16 protein-coding genes and 2 pseudogenes are annotated in these 16,348 nt (G+C 48.4%); 8 read left to right on the forward strand and 10 right to left on the reverse strand.

What is annotated here, in order from left to right; all coding sequences use genetic code 11:
* Positions 1-62 precede the first annotated feature (62 nt).
* Together F3J40_RS20120 and F3J40_RS20125 are read right to left on the reverse strand one after the other, a co-directional pair.
* On the reverse strand, positions 63-1,466 hold the full coding sequence (locus F3J40_RS20120; RefSeq protein ID WP_167017499.1) for an aminotransferase-like domain-containing protein: 1,404 nt from the start codon (positions 1,464-1,466) through the stop codon (positions 63-65).
* A gap of 466 nt (positions 1,467-1,932) precedes the next feature.
* Complete coding sequence (locus tag F3J40_RS20125; RefSeq protein ID WP_167017501.1) at positions 1,933-3,159, reverse strand: RNA-guided endonuclease InsQ/TnpB family protein; 1,227 nt, start codon at positions 3,157-3,159, stop codon at positions 1,933-1,935.
* 382 nt (positions 3,160-3,541) lie between these two features.
* On the opposite strand from F3J40_RS20125, the pseudogene F3J40_RS20130 reads away from it, so the two are divergent.
* Positions 3,542-3,661: pseudogene (locus F3J40_RS20130) on the forward strand (DUF4440 domain-containing protein); the annotation flags it as partial.
* Positions 3,645-3,857: a hypothetical protein gene (locus F3J40_RS20135; RefSeq protein WP_167017503.1), complete on the forward strand. Its 213-nt coding sequence runs from the start codon at positions 3,645-3,647 to the stop codon at positions 3,855-3,857. The pseudogene F3J40_RS20130 and the gene F3J40_RS20135, both read left to right, overlap by 17 nt.
* A gap of 65 nt (positions 3,858-3,922) precedes the next feature.
* Here the strand turns inward: F3J40_RS20135 and F3J40_RS20140 are convergent, their stop codons facing one another.
* A complete protein-coding gene (locus F3J40_RS20140; RefSeq protein WP_167017505.1) occupies positions 3,923-4,114 on the reverse strand; it encodes a hypothetical protein in 192 nt (63 codons plus the stop codon).
* 421 nt (positions 4,115-4,535) lie between these two features.
* Here F3J40_RS20140 and F3J40_RS20145 point away from each other — a divergent pair, with 421 nt between their 5' ends.
* A complete protein-coding gene (locus tag F3J40_RS20145; RefSeq protein WP_167017507.1) occupies positions 4,536-4,991 on the forward strand; it encodes a carbon-nitrogen hydrolase family protein in 456 nt (151 codons plus the stop codon).
* A gap of 89 nt (positions 4,992-5,080) precedes the next feature.
* On the opposite strand, the gene F3J40_RS20150 is transcribed toward F3J40_RS20145, so the two are convergent.
* Positions 5,081-6,007 carry a LysR family transcriptional regulator gene (locus F3J40_RS20150; RefSeq protein WP_167017509.1) on the reverse strand — a complete coding sequence of 309 codons (927 nt, stop codon included), beginning with the start codon at positions 6,005-6,007 and terminating at the stop codon, positions 5,081-5,083.
* Positions 6,008-6,112: 105 nt separating this feature from the next.
* On the opposite strand from F3J40_RS20150, the gene F3J40_RS20155 reads away from it, so the two are divergent.
* Positions 6,113-7,135 (forward strand): aldo/keto reductase, encoded by a 1,023-nt coding sequence (locus F3J40_RS20155; RefSeq protein ID WP_167017511.1) that lies wholly within the window; start codon positions 6,113-6,115, stop codon positions 7,133-7,135.
* A gap of 298 nt (positions 7,136-7,433) precedes the next feature.
* Here F3J40_RS20155 and F3J40_RS20160 read toward each other — a convergent pair whose 3' ends face one another.
* Together F3J40_RS20160 and F3J40_RS20165 are read right to left on the reverse strand one after the other, a co-directional pair.
* The gene (locus F3J40_RS20160) at positions 7,434-8,279 is read right to left on the reverse strand and encodes an SDR family NAD(P)-dependent oxidoreductase (protein ID WP_167017513.1); all 846 of its coding nucleotides are present in this window, start codon (positions 8,277-8,279) and stop codon (positions 7,434-7,436) included.
* Positions 8,272-9,495 (reverse strand): MFS transporter, encoded by a 1,224-nt coding sequence (locus F3J40_RS20165; protein WP_167017515.1) that lies wholly within the window; start codon positions 9,493-9,495, stop codon positions 8,272-8,274. Before F3J40_RS20165 ends, F3J40_RS20160 begins: the two co-directional genes overlap by 8 nt.
* A 249-nt stretch (positions 9,496-9,744) precedes the next feature.
* Here F3J40_RS20165 and F3J40_RS20170 point away from each other — a divergent pair, with 249 nt between their 5' ends.
* Complete coding sequence (locus F3J40_RS20170) at positions 9,745-10,665, forward strand: LysR family transcriptional regulator (protein WP_167017517.1); 921 nt, start codon at positions 9,745-9,747, stop codon at positions 10,663-10,665.
* Between the two features lie 381 nt (positions 10,666-11,046).
* On the opposite strand, the gene namA is transcribed toward F3J40_RS20170, so the two are convergent.
* On the reverse strand, positions 11,047-12,123 hold the full coding sequence (namA, locus tag F3J40_RS20175) for an NADPH dehydrogenase NamA (RefSeq protein ID WP_167017520.1): 1,077 nt from the start codon (positions 12,121-12,123) through the stop codon (positions 11,047-11,049).
* Positions 12,124-12,236: 113 nt separating this feature from the next.
* On the opposite strand from namA, the gene F3J40_RS20180 reads away from it, so the two are divergent.
* A complete protein-coding gene (locus F3J40_RS20180; protein WP_167017522.1) occupies positions 12,237-12,635 on the forward strand; it encodes a winged helix-turn-helix transcriptional regulator in 399 nt (132 codons plus the stop codon).
* Positions 12,636-12,638: 3 nt separating this feature from the next.
* Here F3J40_RS20180 and F3J40_RS20185 read toward each other — a convergent pair.
* Positions 12,639-12,849, reverse strand: a pseudogene (locus F3J40_RS20185) (helix-turn-helix domain-containing protein); the annotation flags it as partial.
* A gap of 289 nt (positions 12,850-13,138) precedes the next feature.
* Here F3J40_RS20185 and F3J40_RS20190 point away from each other — a divergent pair.
* Entirely contained in the window at positions 13,139-13,987 is an 849-nt protein-coding gene (locus F3J40_RS20190; RefSeq protein ID WP_205297459.1) for an EamA family transporter, read from the forward strand.
* Positions 13,988-13,997: 10 nt separating this feature from the next.
* Here F3J40_RS20190 and F3J40_RS20195 read toward each other — a convergent pair whose 3' ends face one another.
* On the reverse strand, positions 13,998-14,492 hold the full coding sequence (locus F3J40_RS20195) for an Lrp/AsnC family transcriptional regulator (protein WP_205297460.1): 495 nt from the start codon (positions 14,490-14,492) through the stop codon (positions 13,998-14,000).
* Positions 14,493-15,361: 869 nt separating this feature from the next.
* Between F3J40_RS20195 and F3J40_RS20200 the strand changes: the two genes are divergently transcribed.
* Positions 15,362-15,589, forward strand: coding sequence for a hypothetical protein (locus F3J40_RS20200; protein WP_240155546.1), 228 nt, complete (start codon positions 15,362-15,364; stop codon positions 15,587-15,589).
* Positions 15,590-15,766: 177 nt separating this feature from the next.
* On the opposite strand, the gene F3J40_RS20205 is transcribed toward F3J40_RS20200, so the two are convergent.
* Entirely contained in the window at positions 15,767-16,249 is a 483-nt protein-coding gene (locus F3J40_RS20205; protein ID WP_369410958.1) for a DUF4865 family protein, read from the reverse strand.
* Between the last annotated feature and the right edge of the window lie 99 nt (positions 16,250-16,348).

The following is a 16,348-nucleotide window of genomic DNA, read 5'->3' on the forward strand; positions in this document are numbered from 1 at the left end:
ATACATCCCGTCAGGGCTGTCATCTGATTACTGCAAATAGGTATAGAGGTTCAGCCCATGATTTATATCGCCATGCTCGAAAAGAAAATCGGGTCTGCCAGCATTTCAGACAAGATTTTTAACCTGTCTTCACACTGCTGACGCGTCTGGGAACCACCAAGGCACAGACGCAATGCTTCAACCGGTTTATTGTCAGTGCAGAAAGCAATGCCAGAGACCGCACTTATCCCCTTTTCGCGCAGTTTCGCCGCCACATCAGAGGAGTTTGAGTTAATCATTTTTGGCAGCAGCAGCCATATATGATAGCCGTTGCTGTCTGCCTGATACTCATAGCCGGAAAGATAGATTGACGCTAATTTTTGGCGTATTTTGGCTTCACTTTTTATCTCATTTAGCATGCGATCCGCCGTGCCATCGTTAATCCATTGACGTGCCAGCGCATTGGTTAGCGGGCTGGACATGATTGTCAGCGCCCGAAGTACGCCGGACAAACGTGCGATAGCTTGTTTATCTGGGCCCTTCAAAAAAGCGATGCGCAGTCCAGGACCAAAGCACTTCGACATCCCTGTTATGTACCAGGTCAGTGAAGGCACCAGCTCCGCAAAAGCGGGGATCTTATCTTCGGTCAGGGCTGCGTAAGCATCGTCCTCAATGATGGAGATGTTGTACCGGCTACAGACTTCAGCCAGTTCGCGTCGGCGAAACGCCGGGATCGTCAGCGTGGTCGGATTATGTAAAGTTGGATTGATATACAGCGTGCTGATTTCTCCAGCCCGGCACAATGCCTCGAAAGCGGCAGGATCGGGCCCATACTCATCACAGAGTACCGCTTTTAACTTAATCTCAAGGTGGCTGGCTATAGCTTTCATCCCCGGATAAATGAGATTGCTTACGCAGACTGCGCCTTTCTTCCGTTTCAGCAGTGTCATAATCCCGACCAGCGCATTATGGATCCCGGCACAGACCAGCACTTCTGACTCATCCGTGAGGGTTAATTTTTTATTCATCCACAGCATAGCCGCCGCTTTATCATCGGCACTGCCTCCGAAATCCTGGTAGCGCAGTAGACCCTGAATATCCGTATTGCTGAAGAGGTTCAGCGCACCGATACGCAGCGCCTCTTCAATAACAGATCCTGCGGGTTCGACGGGCGCATTCATGGTCATTTCATAATTGCTCATGGGCGTAACAGAAGCACTGGACGCCTTAGTGCGAATGAAACTCCCCAGCCCTGGCCGGGAATCAATCAGCCCACGGCGACGCGCTTCCGCATAACCCCGCGTGACGGTTGTGTAGTTCAGGCTCAACGTTTCGGCCAGATCGCGTAAGGGCGGTAACCGATAACGTGAAGGCAGCTCACCCGTTGTAATCCCCTCGGCAATAAAATCCGCAATGCGCAGATAGGCAGGGCGTTCGGTCTGTTGTTGCAGCAGTGTTGCCCAGCGAATGAACAGTGAAGAGACCATTTTCCAACCCTCAGGAGGTGAAAGTGAAACAGTAATAGCACAGCGAAAATCAATGTGTAACTTGATTGCATCAATGATTGCATGAGAATTTTTTATTGCTGGAATCAGTGCGGGTCTGCATCGACTTTGTTTGTTTTATCTTATTGTTTTTAATGTCTAATTTTTATGTTTTGATCTAACGCATAGATTGAGCAATCAAGTGTGATTGAATGAGTGGGTGTGTTGAATGACTGCTCATGACGGATAGCAGCACGAGCTGGCGAGTTGAATCATGCACGATTTATAGACGGATCTGAGGCATAAGGTAAGATAGTGAATATCGTTAACAGGGAGAATGTTTATGTCTACACATCCACTACGTCAGGTTATTGAATCCTGCGACAGCGCGATTTCCGCCAAAGATTTTGATGCCCTCTTGACATCCTCCCCCACCTTCACGCTACGCGACTCAGGTAGGGGATTCCCATTACAGGGTGGCTACCTGATTACTCAGTCGCCGGGTTCCTGCTGCTGACGGCATTAACGCACCGTTCACTTCACAGGCTAAAACGGCATGTCCTGCCGCTAAAATATTACGCGCGCCGTTTATATCCGCGTTCTCTTTATAACCGCACTCAAGACAAATAAAGCGGGATTGAGACTGACGGTTATCTTTATGCGTATGACCACAACAGGCGCACTTCTGGCTGGTATAAGCCGGGTTTATCGCTAACACCTGACCACCCAGCCAGGATTGCTTGTACTCAAGCTGACGTCGCATTTCATACCAGCCCTGATCCAGTATCGCCCGGTTTAGCCCTGATTTTGCCGCGACATTGCGCCCCGGTTCGTCTGCCGTTCCTGCCGCCGATTTTGAGAGGTTTGACACCCTCAGGTCCTCAATCACTATCATCGCGTGGTTTTTGCTGATGGTGGTGGTGACTTTGTGAAGGTAGTCGCGTCTGATATTGGCGATATGCACGTGTAAGCGGGAAATTTTCGCCTTCTGTTTCTTCCAGTTCGCGCTGAATTTTACTTTCCTGGCCAGCTGGCGCTGTAGCCGCGCCAGCTTCGCCTGATTCTTTTTAAAGCTGTTTACCGGTTCAAAAACCGTGCCGTCGGACAGCGTTGCAAGCTTGCTGATACCCGCGTCCAGTCCGATAGCGGACGTTGACGGATGTACGGGCTGTTCGACCTCCGTTTCGACCTGGAACGAGATAGACCAGCCGCCAGCGTGCTGGCTGACGGTGGCGTTTTTGATTTTGCCCACAACGGCGCGGGACTGGCGGAACTTCACCCAGCCCAGGCCAGACGGCAATTTAACGCGTTTGCGGTCAAGCTGGCAGTATTTGTCAAAGTTGACGAATCTGATGGAATCGTTACCCTGGCTCTTGCGCTTAAAGACCGGCTTTTTAGCCGCCAGACGTTTATCAAAGCACCGCTTCCATGCCCCGTGCAGGTCTTTGAGTTTCTGCTGGAGGTTGTCGGTGTACGCTTCAGACAGGAACGCCAGCTCAGGCAACCCCTTCCACGCGGTCAGCATTTTATTCAGCGTAAAGGCGGTGGGCAACTTTTGTCCGGCATCCAGCATACGCTGCGTTTCTGCCAGGCCATAATTCCAGATGAAACGCGCACAACCGCACATCTGGCGCAGTCGTTGTGCCTGAGCGTCCGTGGGTTCCAGCCGGTATTTATACGCCTTCAGGATAAGCATGTGCATTCAGTGCCCGGTAAATGAATGCTGGATAAATAACCATGCGTTTAATCTGAAGTCAAGCTGAGCAGGCTTTTTTTAAAAAAACAGATATAGCGCCATTTTACTGCATGTTAATCGCTTTTTATGACGAAATACCGACAAGATGCCTTTGGGAAATGACATCCTACGCGCATCAGCCAGCGTGCAGCTGGAATGTGGGGTGACTTCGGGGCGGAACTAAATGCGTGTGACGGCGAGGCGGCTCATACAGAGGATCGCCGCCTGAAGTTGTGAAAAAGTACTTTCAAAACCCGCGAGGCTGAGAAATATTTGACGCTACCGCGTCAATTCAAATTCCCCTCCCACCTCCTTCGGTGGGAGTACCCTTTGAAGAAAAGATGGCATTGTGGAAACCACTCGCCGTGCGACCTATGTGTCCCGGCAGGAGAGTGATGGCCGCTGGCTGTGTACCATCGACAACTCCTACGGAACGGCGCTGTTGGATGCTGAGGCGATTTAAACCACAGCGTCGTGTTTATCGGGCCAAACCTGAGCCACGAAAAGTGCGCCGCCACTCGCTGGGGCTGACGTTGAAACGGGCCTTGAAACGCTGCCCGGATTTTCTAACCATCGATAAAACCACCTGGCAGGGTGGTTTTATCGTTTCTGGTTCAAGTGACTACGACGACAAAAAAGGATCTCAAGATGATCTGTAGATCTTTTCAAACATTTGTTGCCGTTTTACAGTTTCACAAGTCATCATCCCCAAGCCTAAGAAAAGTTATTTTCTTTTCTTTATTGAAGGCAAAACAAATATATCAAAAACAGCAATGATCACCAATGAAAACAAGCCACACAAAAACCAACACTCAGGAAAAAATAAACATGACAAACCAAAAACTAAAATAACGAAAACATTAACAAACAAATAAGGAATGTTTTCCCTCAAAAAAGCAACTAAAAACCCTTTCACTTATCACTCCATTTACTTTTAAGAGACAATAAAAACTTATAAATTAAAAAAGATAAGAAAGCCGAAAAAACAACAAGTATAACAAAAAATGAATCAAATGAAATTTGAATGCCTACAGCCGCAAATCGTTCCAGGACAGAGATAACAAAATCTCCGGATGAGAACCTAAATATAACTTCAAAAACCAACTCGGTGGTAATTAAAAGTACGATTATAAATGAAATTATTCTCAGCGCTGTCCTTTTCAAAGTTACACAGTCCTGTGATATGATAAAGGGATGGATTGTTATCATATCACAGGTAATCCAGCAAAAGATCTGACATCAAGATTAAAACTCCGGTATGAGTCTGAACGAAGTGCGGCTCTTGCCCTCGAATTATGTTTATTAACTGATAACGCTAAAAAAACACTGGGGAAAGCATGAACAGCATTCAGGGAAGGTTAAGAATCGCAGCAGGGCAGTTTGCTCCGGCGCGCGGCTGTATTAATGAGAATATGCGTTATCACGAAATGTTGATTGAGTCTGCGGCATCGGCTGGCGTTAACCTTATCTTTTTTCCTGAACTTTCTCTGACGGGCTATGAACCCGAAATGGCGGCAGATCTGGCTCTGCATGATGAAAGCTGTCTGAGTCCACTTCAGGTATTGTCTGACAGATACGATATGACGATTATTGTCGGCGCACCCTTACGTGTTAAAGAGGGCAAACCGGCTATTGGTGCATGTGTGATTTCATCAAAACAGCCTGTTTTCTGCTACCGAAAAATGTATCTCCATCCAGGAGAATCCGATTATTTTTCAGCCGGGGAGGGATTGGCTTTAGCCAGACACTTTCCCTCGTGGGGCGTCAATGTGCTGCTTGAACCACATCCTTAGCGCTGACATCAGGCCTTTTATTTCTGGTTCGCTGGCAAGGAAAGTGTTCTGACGGCTTAAATTGCGGATGATAAAAGGTTATCACCGGCTCATACAAGCTGCGTAGGGACCGCCTTCACCGCCTCTTTTACCCACTGACTGAATACCCGCATGACAGTCTCTGTTCTGGCTGGAAGATGTCGGTTGCGAGGCCATAGCAAGGTGACCTCAGGAGCCCGGGTTTCCAGATCAGGGAACAGACGCACCAGTTTGCCCGTTTCAAGCGCCGACGAGACAATAAAATGCAGACTTTGCACAATCCCCATACCCGCGATGGCCAGCTGAACACGCGCTTCTGCATCGTTTACCGATGCTACCGTATCTGGCCAGAGAGTGTTGATGACATCGTTGGTTTCAAATTCCCATCCAAGCCTTTCACCGGGCAGCGGTAGCTTAAAATCAATCAGGCGATGCCCTGCCAGGGCATCCGGCGTTTCAGGCACGCCAAAATGTTGAAGGTATTCTGGCGAGGCGACATTGATACGCAGAGGAAATCCCAGAGAGCGTTTGTGAAGATCCTGATCTTCTAGACCACCAATACGAATAGCAAAGTCGATTTCTTCTCGAACAAAATCGCTACGCTGGTCGGTCAGGATAATCTCTGGATGTATATCAGGATACTGACGCATCAGTTCAGGTAATCGCGGCAATATTATCGCGCGCGCGATAGAAACATTAATACTCACCCGGACTCTACCGGCCAGGCGTTGCTGAGAACCTTTCAGGTCAGTATCGATTTCGTCCAGATCATTTAGCAGACGTTTGCAAACGTCATAATAGCGAAGTCCGGCTTCGGTCGCGGCAACACTTCGTGTTGTCCTTCCTAATAATTTGACACCAAGGTGTGACTCCAGCCTTGCAATTCTGGCCGTTGCATTCGAGGGTGAAATACCAGACAGGCTGGAAGCACGACTGAAGGATCCTGTCTCGATGATACGAACAAACAACCGGATCGAACTGAGTTGATCAAAGCGCACACTTTATTCACTTTTTCAGAATAATGAATTCGTATTCTACATTCTGTAAGTATGAATTCAATCGCTTTAGAGTAAGGCCCTCACTAAGGGTATCTGGAGCAAAATATGCAATACGTACGTTTTGGCCGTTCAGGGTTAAAGGTTTCTCGCTATACATTGGGTTCGATGACTTTTGGTAACGGTGAAGGGATTTGGTCGTCTATTGCCGGGCTGCCCGTGGAGGAAGCAAAGCGGATTATCAGCGTCGCACTAGACAAAGGGATTAATCTGGTCGATACCGCCGATGTCTATTCTCAGGGGCAGTCCGAAATTGTATTAGGTCGTTCATTGAAAGCCATGAGTGTGAATGACAGCAGTATGATGATTGCGACTAAAGTGCGCCTGAAAACGGGCAATGGGCCCAATGATGTCGGCCTGGGAAGGTCACACATCATTCGTACTGTCGAAACCAGCCTGAAACGGCTGCAAAGGGACCATATTGATCTCCTGCAATTGCACGATCGCGATCTTTTAACGCCACTGGATGAAACGCTCAGGGCACTTGACGATCTGGTCACCCAGGGCAAGGTACGACATATCGGCGCCTGTAATTTCAGCGCAGCAGAAATGACTCAAGCCGATTCCTATGCGCAACAGCATGGCAAAGCGCGGTTTACCAGTAATCAGGTTCATTATTCCCTGGCATGCCGGGATATAGAATTTGATATCGCCAAGGCGGCGCGGGATGGCGATCATGCGTTAATGATCTGGAGTCCTCTGAGCGGCGGCTACCTCAGTGGTAAATATGTGAAAAAGACCCACGCAGACAGTCATCAGGGAAGGCGTTCAACGCTTAACTTCCCTCCTGTCGATATGGCTCGGGTTGATCCGGTGGTTGACGAGCTTATTGCCATCGGCAATGAAATGAATTGCTCTCCAGCGACCGTTGCCCATGCATGGCTACTTGGACGCCCTGAGGTTACGACGATTATTGTCGGCGCGAAGAATGAGCAGCAGTTGCTGCAAAATCTCGAAGCAGAAAATCTGATCCTTGCACCAGAACATCGTCAAAAACTCGATACACTTTCGCAGCCTGCTGTCCCTTATCCTTACTGGATGCAACTTTTTCATGATAAAGACCGTGCATGAGGACGGAGAGGAAAGTTTTATTAAGATATTAGTGCAAAATTAAGTCCTGAAGCTCACAGCTGACATTAGATGTCCGCTGTGAGCGAGGACACATCGTCCCGGACAGGTACCACAATACCTGGCGACCTGCCCCCTACAAACGACTACATGCCTGTGTAAGCATAATCTCCATGTACAAAAAACGGGTGTCCTCTGCTCGCTCATAGCGGACCCGGTAGCTTATGGGGTTGGACGCTCTGTGCCAGGAGCAGACATTGCGAGTTAAACGAACAACAGCAAAATTATTCTGATATCACTATCAAAGTGAATTTTTCATCCATGCATCGAACTGTTTTTTCCAGTCATGATGCCAGCGGGAAAGAGCCGGACGATTCTCGATAATATCCTGGCTTGCCCATGCTATTCGTTTAGCATCCATCTCTGGTGTGACTTCATTATCAGGACACAGGATATAAAAATCCCCCTTAGTAAAGCCTGTTATGAAGTAGTCAACTACCTGAGCAGCGGTCCATGCGGCTTCAGGCTGACAATCATTTTTCTCATCCATCCCAGGGAAATTCATCGGGGTCCAGGTATAGCCTGGAATGAGAAGATGGGCAGTAACGCGATCGCCGACAGCTTGACGAAGCTCATGCGCTAACTGTTCCGTCAGTACTTTGATAGCGGCTTTCCCGGCACTATAGGCTGCGTTTCCTGGTGGTGTGGTTATGCCTTCTTTCGAGCCCAGATTTACCACAGCAGCAGGGGCATGATGAGAGATCATACCTGGAACAAATAAATGCTGAAGAGTGATGGCAGGAAGAAGGTTTGACTGTAAATGCTTCAGCCAGAGTTCAGGTTCATCCCAAGGACCGGCTCCGGTATTCACTGCGGCATTATTCACCAGTAATGACACACTGCCAAATTCCGCCATCGTATTATCATAAAGTATTTGCAGGTCTTCAGTACTTGCCACATCACCAACTGTGCAGCATGTTTTGACCGCAAATGTTTCTGATAAAGAGAAAAGTGCCTGCCCATCCCTGTCGAATAAGCTTAGCTGCATTCCTTCGGCAGCAAAACGCCTTGCCATTGCAGCGCCAATCCCATGAGCGGCCCCAGTGATAACGGCTACGTTATCGCGAATAATTATATTGTCAGGCATGCTGATTCCTTTTCGATGCGATTACGGATAAAACCATAAAAACCACGCCGCCTGATGCCAGAGCAGCGCCAACCCAACCCGTGGTCGCCCACCCGGCCCCGGCAGCAATGGCCATGCCACCTAATGAAGCACCAATGGCATTAGAGAGATTGAAGGCGCTGTGATTGAGCGAAGCAGCCAGCGTCTGAGCGTCGCTGGCAACGGACATCAGACGACTCTGGAGAGCGGGAACCATGGCAAAGCCGTTTCCCAACAGGAAGAGTGCAAGCAGGACGGCCCATTTCCACTGAGCGACCAGCGCAAACAACCCCAGACAACCGATGTTCCAGAAAAGCATGACAAAGATAGCGTGGATAAGGGACTTATCGGCCATCCAGCCACCAAGTATATTTCCACAGACCATACCAATGCCCCACAAAACCAGCACGGCCGGAACTTCTGATAATGAAAAGCGAGAGACCTGCGTCAGAGTTGGCGTGATATAGCTATAAACAGCAAACATTCCACCAAAACCGACAGTGGCTACGGCCAGCGTAAACCAGACCTGAGGCTTTGCCAGGGCGCTCAATTCTCTCAGCGGAGAAGCATTATGGTCGGCAGGGGTTGAAGGTATGAAGAAATAAAGCATACCTGCGGTAATTGCAACACCGACTGCTACGAACGAGAAAGCCACCCGCCAACCCAGTTGCTGTCCAAGCCATGTCATTGCAGGCACGCCTGCCACATTGGCAGTTGCAAGGCCCAGCATCACATATCCGATGTATTGCGTGCGTCGGGAGGCCGGTACCATCACAGAAGCGGCGAGCCCGGCGACGCCGTACCAAGCGCCGTGAGGCAGGCCGGAAATAAAACGCGCGACCATCAGTGATGAGTAGTTCCAGGCAAGGGCGCTAAATGTATATCCCAGCAAAGAGATAAAAAGCAGACAATAAAGCAGCCATTTCCGCGGCCAACGTGCCCCAATAACCGCCATCAAGGGTGCCCCAATCACCACGCCAGCTGCATACGAGCTTATATATTGTCCCGAGACGGGGATTGAGACTTGAGTCGCATTTGCCAGAGAGGGAAGTAAACTCATTGTGGCAAACTCACCGGTACCAATAAAAAGGCCGCCCAGTGCTAATGTCAGGATAGCCGCAAACAAGCTTATCGGTGGCTTCACCAGATTAGCTTTGTCGAAGATATCTTTATTATCCAGCGTTTCGGAACTATGCATAAATCAACCTGATAGAACTGCAGCATGATGATGACCTGGGGCCAGCTGAGGTCCCCGGGTCCTGTAGGAAATGATATTAATCGCAAATGCAGTCTTATCTGATGATTTAACCTGGATGGTTTGTTGAATTTTACTCAACCTTGTCGAGCGACCCACGAAATTAAATGTAATGAAACCTGCTTATATGGCACATTATTGAACGCAACGAGATATATTCATGAGTATTGTTCAATAATTAGAGGTGTCACTATGCCTGTACGACCCGTAGCCCGTTTATCCCGTAGCGATCTGGCAGACCTTAATGCTTTCCGGGCTGTAGAGAGGTTGCGAAGCTTTACTCAGGCCGCTGTTGAATTAGGGATCACCACATCCGCCTTGAGTCATGCAGTCAGAAACCTTGAAGGCAGACTCGGCGTAAGGCTACTTAACCGAACCAGTCGAACCGTTTCGCCGACAGAGGCGGGTGCGAAGCTCTCGGCCCGTCTGAACGTCGGTTTTGAAGAAATCATTGAAGCCTTAGACGAAATTAATGCATCCAGAGAAAAACCTGTCGGGCGCCTTCGGCTCAATGTCCTCCGTGACGGCGCAAGACTGATTATTGGACCTCATCTTCCCGTATTTTTAAAACGCTATCCGGATATGCAGATTGATATCACGGTTGATGACCGCATGGTCGATATCATTTCAGAGGGGTTCGATGCGGGGATTCGCTATGGTGGAACCGTACCTGAAGATTTTATCGCGGTAAAATTAGGTCAGGAGCTACGATGGGTTGCCGTAGCGTCACCACGATATCTTTACCACCATCAGCCTCCATTTCTTCCCGAAGACCTTATGGCGCACTCTTGTATTCAAATTCGTACGGGTGCAGGAACCATCTATAAATGGGAATTCAGAAAAGATAATGACTACCGTGAAATCGATGTCCCGGGGCAGGTCTGTGTTGGTGACACTATCATGGGCATAGACCTTGCTCTTGGCGATGTAGGGATCACCTACTGTCCGGAAAAAAGGGTTGAAAAGTATATTAAAAATGGTGAATTAAGGGTTGTCTTGCCTGACTGGTCGCCTGTAGAGCCTGCAATGTATCTTTATTATCCCCGTAATCGCCATAATTTACCGGGACTACACGAACTTATCTCTGTGTTGCGAGAAAGAATGCCTGTCTAATTTCTCCTACATCACGCTGTAGGATCCCTGCAAAACGAACCCTACATTTTTTTATTACCATAAAGGGTTCATGTACTAAAAAGTGAACTTCTGCTTTTCGCTTATGGCGGCCCCGGTAGCTTATGAAGCTGCCCGCTCTGTGCCAAGAGCAGACGTTGATATGATTTGATGAGTATGTTTATGAAATTAATTTCTTCTCTAATTTTTAAGGTTTTTACCATCCGCAATACAAAATAAGATGTTCTAAATTAAATCCCCCTGCGTCGGCATGCAGGGGTAATAAGAAAGCACTTCTGGTTTTTAACTATGAGGGTTACAACAAAGGATTTATTGGTACAGATACAGCATGACAACCGTGAAGGGCTGATGAAGTAGATGCAATTATTGCTCTACAGTGCTTGTCAGGTCAGCTGCAGGCAGTCGTGGCTGAGAACGCTGCCATCCGGAACCATAGCGGGTGTACTGTGCAGGGACCGGAAGTGCTACGTTCAAATCGTCTGCTGCAGTACGCGCCCAGAACGGGTCCTTCAGCATATCGCGGCCAACCAGAACGATATCTGCCCGACCATTCTGCAGAATTTCTTCTGCCTGACGGCCTGTTTCGATTAAACCCACGGCACCGGTTTTAATATTCAGTTCCCGGCGCAGCAGTTCAGCTGCCGGAACCTGATAGTTTGGATAAGTGTTTACCGATACCATCGCAATCCCGCCAGTCGAGCAGTCAATCAGATCAATACCTTGTTCTTTCATCCATTTGCCGTAAATAAGGAAGTCTTCCGGGCGGTTACCGCCTTCCGCATAATCGGTTGAAGAAATGCGCAGGAATAACGGGCCTTTCCACTCGCTGCGCACAACATCAATGACTTCACGCACAATACGGTAACGGTTCTCGTGGCTACCACCGTACGCATCAGTGCGCTTGTTCGCCAACGGCGACAGGAACTGGTTCAACAGATAGCCATGAGCACCGTGGATTTCTATAACGTCGAAACCGGCTTCACAGGCACGGCGAGCCCCCTGGCGGAATGCCTCTACTAATTCATTGATCTGCTCAATGTTCATCGCCTGAGGTACGCGGGACTCAGGAGTGAACGGGATAGCTGACGGCGCGATAGAGGGCAGGTCAACTCCCAACTGGCGACCAGCATGGCCGATCTGTGCGCCGGCTTTCGCGCCAAAACGGTGAATGGCATCTGTCACGCGGGACAAACCTTCAACATGACTGTCATCCCAGATACCGATGTCTCCAGGACCGATTGGACCATTTGGCAGTACAGAGGCAGTTTCTAGCATAATCAGACCGGCTCCGCCCAAGGCACGCGCGCCGTAGTGAATAACGTGAAAATCATTAATCTTGCCGTCGGCAGACGCCGAATGCATGCACATCGGGGACATGGCAATACGGTTGCGGAATTCAACGCCATTGATTGTGATGGGTTCAAAAAGCAAAGCTGACATTACTACTCCAGAAAGTGATTGATATTTAGCCCGCTAAAAGTACCATACGATAATAATTTGTTTATACGATAAAAAAATTCACATACTTACCAAAAGGTAACCATGATGTTTTTATGAAGAAATTACGTAACTACGATTCGGCACCAGGCTGTTCAATGGAAGCGGCACTACATATCATGGGAGGAAAATGGAAAGGGGTGATCCTCTATCATTTATTTAAGGACGGTACGCTTCGGTTTAGCGAACTCCAGCGTTTTTTACCCAGCATCAATCAGCGTTTACTGACGAAGCAACTGCGTGAACTTGAAGAGGATGGCCTGATTATTCGCCAGGTTTATCCCGTTGTTCCACCAAAGGTTGAATACTCGCTCAGTGATGAAGGCCGGGAACTAAACAAGCTGGTTCTGGATCTGAGCATCTGGGGCAGAAACTGGCTGGAACGGCGCGGTCTTAAAACCGCAGTTGAAGAGGATATCGAGGAGCTGAAAAAGGTTCTCGGCGATCCGAAATAAGCGGTCGTCACGAGTATATAAAGGCCAAACTGGCTGATGCCGCTTTCGAACGGGAGGACGGTAGCCACCTGTCTGGTGGATTGTGGGCATGATGGAAGAATGAAATCTGCCAGAACATTCTGGCGATATCATGCAGAGAATCACCTTGCTTATATCTGTCCCAGATAATCGCCTTCTGATCTGGCGTGAAGTTAATCCGAGTTCTTCGTTTCATGGCAACGCCCCCCCTTGATTAAAGATAGCGTTGCATCGAGCCATTGAACTCACAACTCACAGCGGACTTCACCCATCCCTCAGGTCAACTTCGTGGCTGTAGCCGACTCCCAGGATAATCGCTCAAAATATCAAGATTGCTTTTACTGGCATAGCATGAACATTCAGCGTTTTTTGGTCGAAGTTCTGGCTAATTTCAATTAGAAAGCTTGTTAATAGGGTCTTTATGAGAAAATTAACCATGTTTTGGTTATAAAATTCGGTATTCAATTTCTCATAACTATATGATCATGCAGACAAATAAAAACTTTCCTTTCCTGGCGGCTTTTTCCGGGATGGTTTCGGTACAGACTGGTGCAGCCTTTGCGAAGACACTGTTTCCAGTTGTCGGCAGTGAAGGAGTGGCCGCACTACGGCTTGGCATTTCCGCTGTCATCTTATGTGTAGTGTTTCGACCATGGACATTACGTCAACATGAGGTCTCCTGGAGAGCATTAACCCTATATGGCGTAGTCCTTGCTCTGATGAATATGCTGATTTATCAGGCTTTTTCATATATTCCCGTAAGTATTGCCATATCAATCGAGGTCATGGGGCCACTGACGGTTGCCGTGCTTACATCTCGGCAAAAAATCGACCTGCTCTGGATACTGTTGTCCGCTTTAGGTATGTTCCTGCTGGCTGCTGGAGACATACACAACGCCATTGATATCCAAGGCATAGCCTATTCTCTTGCGGCGGCATTGTTCTGGGGAATCTATGTCATTATAGGAAAAAGAGTATCAGGCGGCGGCGGGCGATCTGTTGCGGCGGGCATGATGGTTGCCGCACTGATTACGGTTCCCCTCGGAACCGCCCAGGCAGGAGTTTCCTTGCTGATGCCAGCTGTGATTTTTACAGGGGTCTGCGTGGCACTGCTGTCGAGCATGTTACCTTTTCTGTTGGACATCTATGCTATGCGCTGGCTTCCCTCGCGTGTGTTCGGCGTTCTACTTAGTGGTTCTCCGGCGGTAAGTGCGCTGGCCGGGTGGATTATCCTTCATGAGAAACTGAGCCTGACACAGTGCGGTGGAATTTCTTCAGTTATGGCCGCTTGCGCAGGCTGTTCTCTGTTCGCACGTCGACGAACGCAGCACTGAAAAATGACGCCTAATCATTCAGATCGAACAAAGGAACCCTCATTCCCGTTTTAACCGGGTCAAGGACGATTAGCGTTCGGTAGGTCAGAATGTCCTGATTATCAGCAAAGTGCTGTCTGACGAGGCGTTCAAAGTGCTGTAAATCGCGGGCGATCATAATAATGATGAACGATACGCCCCCGTTAACAAAGTAGCACTGCTGGATTTCATCAACGTTACGAAAATAGCGTTTGGCTCTGTCCATGACGATACTCCGATCTTCAGTAAGTCGTGATTCGATCACTGCCGTAACCGGATTACCCACATAAGCAGGTTCAATGAGCGCTATATTTGCTCTGATAACTCCATTTTCCTCAAGCTTGCTTATGCGGCGCTGAACAGAAGGGGTTGAAAGCCCAATTTTATCAGCTATTGCCGAGTGCGGCAGGCGGTTATTCGCCTGCAACATGTCCAGGATGGACAAATCAAAACGATCCAGGCCATCTCGCGTGATTTTTTTTCTCATAACTGTGCCTGAAAAAAAGTAAATGTGACTAATATGATGAGCAAATGAATCATTTCACTGGCTACTGTACTTTATCATAGCAACATCTGATTTGTAGAATGAGCCTGAAAGGAAATGTCATGAAAGAGGGAAGTTGGATTGTGATCGGTACCGTGATGTGTATCGTTTTGTTGTATTCAATTCTTATTTTACACTCTCTCGCCTGATAGCCTGGTCAGATTAGCTGTGAAGCCTGAAAACAGATATATCAGCAATTGACCAGCTGCTAGTTAATCGATACTCAAAATTTTGAGTAATGCAGCCATCGAGATTGACGACAACAACAACGTCCGCTGCTCGCTCATAGCGGACCTTCAGCTTTGTCAGACCGCCGTATTCATGGCAAAAAAGGCCGGAGGATCTGAAGCGATTATACTGATCTACACTGGACATCATGGCGCTACAACATAACAGTATGTAGTCTGGTTGACTGACAAAACAGGGAGAGTTATGACCAGAAACACGATCTACGTTATTCACAGTCCCAGCCCCACACTGGGGCGATCAGCGCTGCAAAGAGGTTTTTTCCCGTACGCTCTCACCGGAAGGTTTATCCATTCCCTTCAGCGGGAACTGGACAGGCTCGGTATGGACTACCAGGTTGTTGCAGACGATACCGAGTCAGACATCGAGGTGCTGATAACGCGTGATCCTGCTCTTCTTGTCTGCGTCCCAGGTCTTCGCTTTCAGTTCTATCATCGGGGCTTCGACAAACAGAAAATAGTCTGGTTAAACGTTATGGAATATTCCTCCGCAGACCCCGGTTCTGTGCTCAACAGGCTTACAGGTCAACTAAGGTTGGATTGATGCTCAAATGGATTAAGCGCGGAATGGGGTTTCTATTGCTTTTAGTGGTGACGTTTATTGTCGTTGGCAAGCTTATTACGCTGTTGTGGCCAAACGTCACTGACTATCTGGCATCGTGGTTTAATACGATTGGAGTGGAAGAAACGACGGATCTCCTGGTTGACTTCACCTTTGGTATCGCGCTGATTATCTCTTTTATAATCAGTTTCTTGCTGATTCGTCGCCACAAGTTAGGCACTGATAAGAGTTGAGATCTGCGACATCTTACGGCATACGATGTACCGTTAAGATGTCGCAGGCATTTCACGGGAAGACACATGACCACGTGTCTAACTCAGTCGATGTTGGATGGCCCAGACAGCATCTGTATTTTGCTGTGGGTATAATAATGAAAAAACCAAATAAAACCCTATTATCAGCCTCAGCTTTCACCACGCCCCGCTTGCAATGTAAGTAATACGATAATTTTCTTTTCCTCTTTGTGGCGCATCACCAAAATCAGCTTGTAAGTGCTGCCAGCGACTGACATCCCAGGCGCTGAGATCCCCATCCTGCGCTGTCAAAGACAGGTCGCTGTGCGGTGGGATCGTGTGCCTGGTTATGGATAACCACGGGGAGTTTCGGATCTCATCAATGCAGGGAATATGCAGCGCCAGCCAGGTATCAATTTGCGGCCAGCCAAAATCTTGCGTCAGCGTTTTAAACGCCGGGCTTTGTAAAAATGCGGTCATAGACTGCGCATTCTCCCACACGTAAAACGGGGCATAACGGTTTTCATCGCTATAGCCTTCATGGCGTTTAGCGACCAGATAGGCTTTAAACAGCAAACCGGGAAAGCCATTGAGCTTTGATCCATTCTCAGCAATACGCCGCTCAATGATGCCCATCTTTTCTTCAAAGGGTACTCCCACCGAAGGAGGTGGGAGGGGAATTTGAATTGACGCGGTAGCGTCAAATATTTCTCAGCCTCGCGGGTTTTGAAAGTACTTTTTCACAACTTCAGGCGGCGA

The sequence above is a fragment of the Candidatus Pantoea multigeneris genome (assembly GCF_011752615.1).
Classification (GTDB): Bacteria; Pseudomonadota; Gammaproteobacteria; order Enterobacterales; family Enterobacteriaceae; genus Pantoea; species Pantoea multigeneris.

Excerpts from the sequence above, each read along its gene's own strand:
- namA (WP_167017520.1), bottom strand. The coding sequence starts at position 12,123 with ATGTCAGCTTTGCTTTTTGAACCCATCACAATCAATGGCGTTGAATTC.
- F3J40_RS20170 (WP_167017517.1), top strand. The coding sequence starts at position 9,745 with ATGCCTGTACGACCCGTAGCCCGTTTATCCCGTAGCGATCTGGCAGAC.
- F3J40_RS20190 (WP_205297459.1), top strand. The coding sequence starts at position 13,139 with ATGCAGACAAATAAAAACTTTCCTTTCCTGGCGGCTTTTTCCGGGATG.
- F3J40_RS20125 (WP_167017501.1), bottom strand. The coding sequence starts at position 3,159 with ATGCTTATCCTGAAGGCGTATAAATACCGGCTGGAACCCACGGACGCT.
- F3J40_RS20160 (WP_167017513.1), bottom strand. The coding sequence starts at position 8,279 with ATGCCTGACAATATAATTATTCGCGATAACGTAGCCGTTATCACTGGG.
- F3J40_RS20145 (WP_167017507.1), top strand. The coding sequence starts at position 4,536 with ATGAACAGCATTCAGGGAAGGTTAAGAATCGCAGCAGGGCAGTTTGCT.
- F3J40_RS20135 (WP_167017503.1), top strand. The coding sequence starts at position 3,645 with ATGCTGAGGCGATTTAAACCACAGCGTCGTGTTTATCGGGCCAAACCT.
- F3J40_RS20195 (WP_205297460.1), bottom strand. The coding sequence starts at position 14,492 with ATGAGAAAAAAAATCACGCGAGATGGCCTGGATCGTTTTGATTTGTCC.
- F3J40_RS20200 (WP_240155546.1), top strand. The coding sequence starts at position 15,362 with ATGGGGTTTCTATTGCTTTTAGTGGTGACGTTTATTGTCGTTGGCAAG.
- F3J40_RS20165 (WP_167017515.1), bottom strand. The coding sequence starts at position 9,495 with ATGCATAGTTCCGAAACGCTGGATAATAAAGATATCTTCGACAAAGCT.
- F3J40_RS20120 (WP_167017499.1), bottom strand. The coding sequence starts at position 1,466 with ATGGTCTCTTCACTGTTCATTCGCTGGGCAACACTGCTGCAACAACAG.
- F3J40_RS20155 (WP_167017511.1), top strand. The coding sequence starts at position 6,113 with ATGCAATACGTACGTTTTGGCCGTTCAGGGTTAAAGGTTTCTCGCTAT.
- F3J40_RS20180 (WP_167017522.1), top strand. The coding sequence starts at position 12,237 with ATGAAGAAATTACGTAACTACGATTCGGCACCAGGCTGTTCAATGGAA.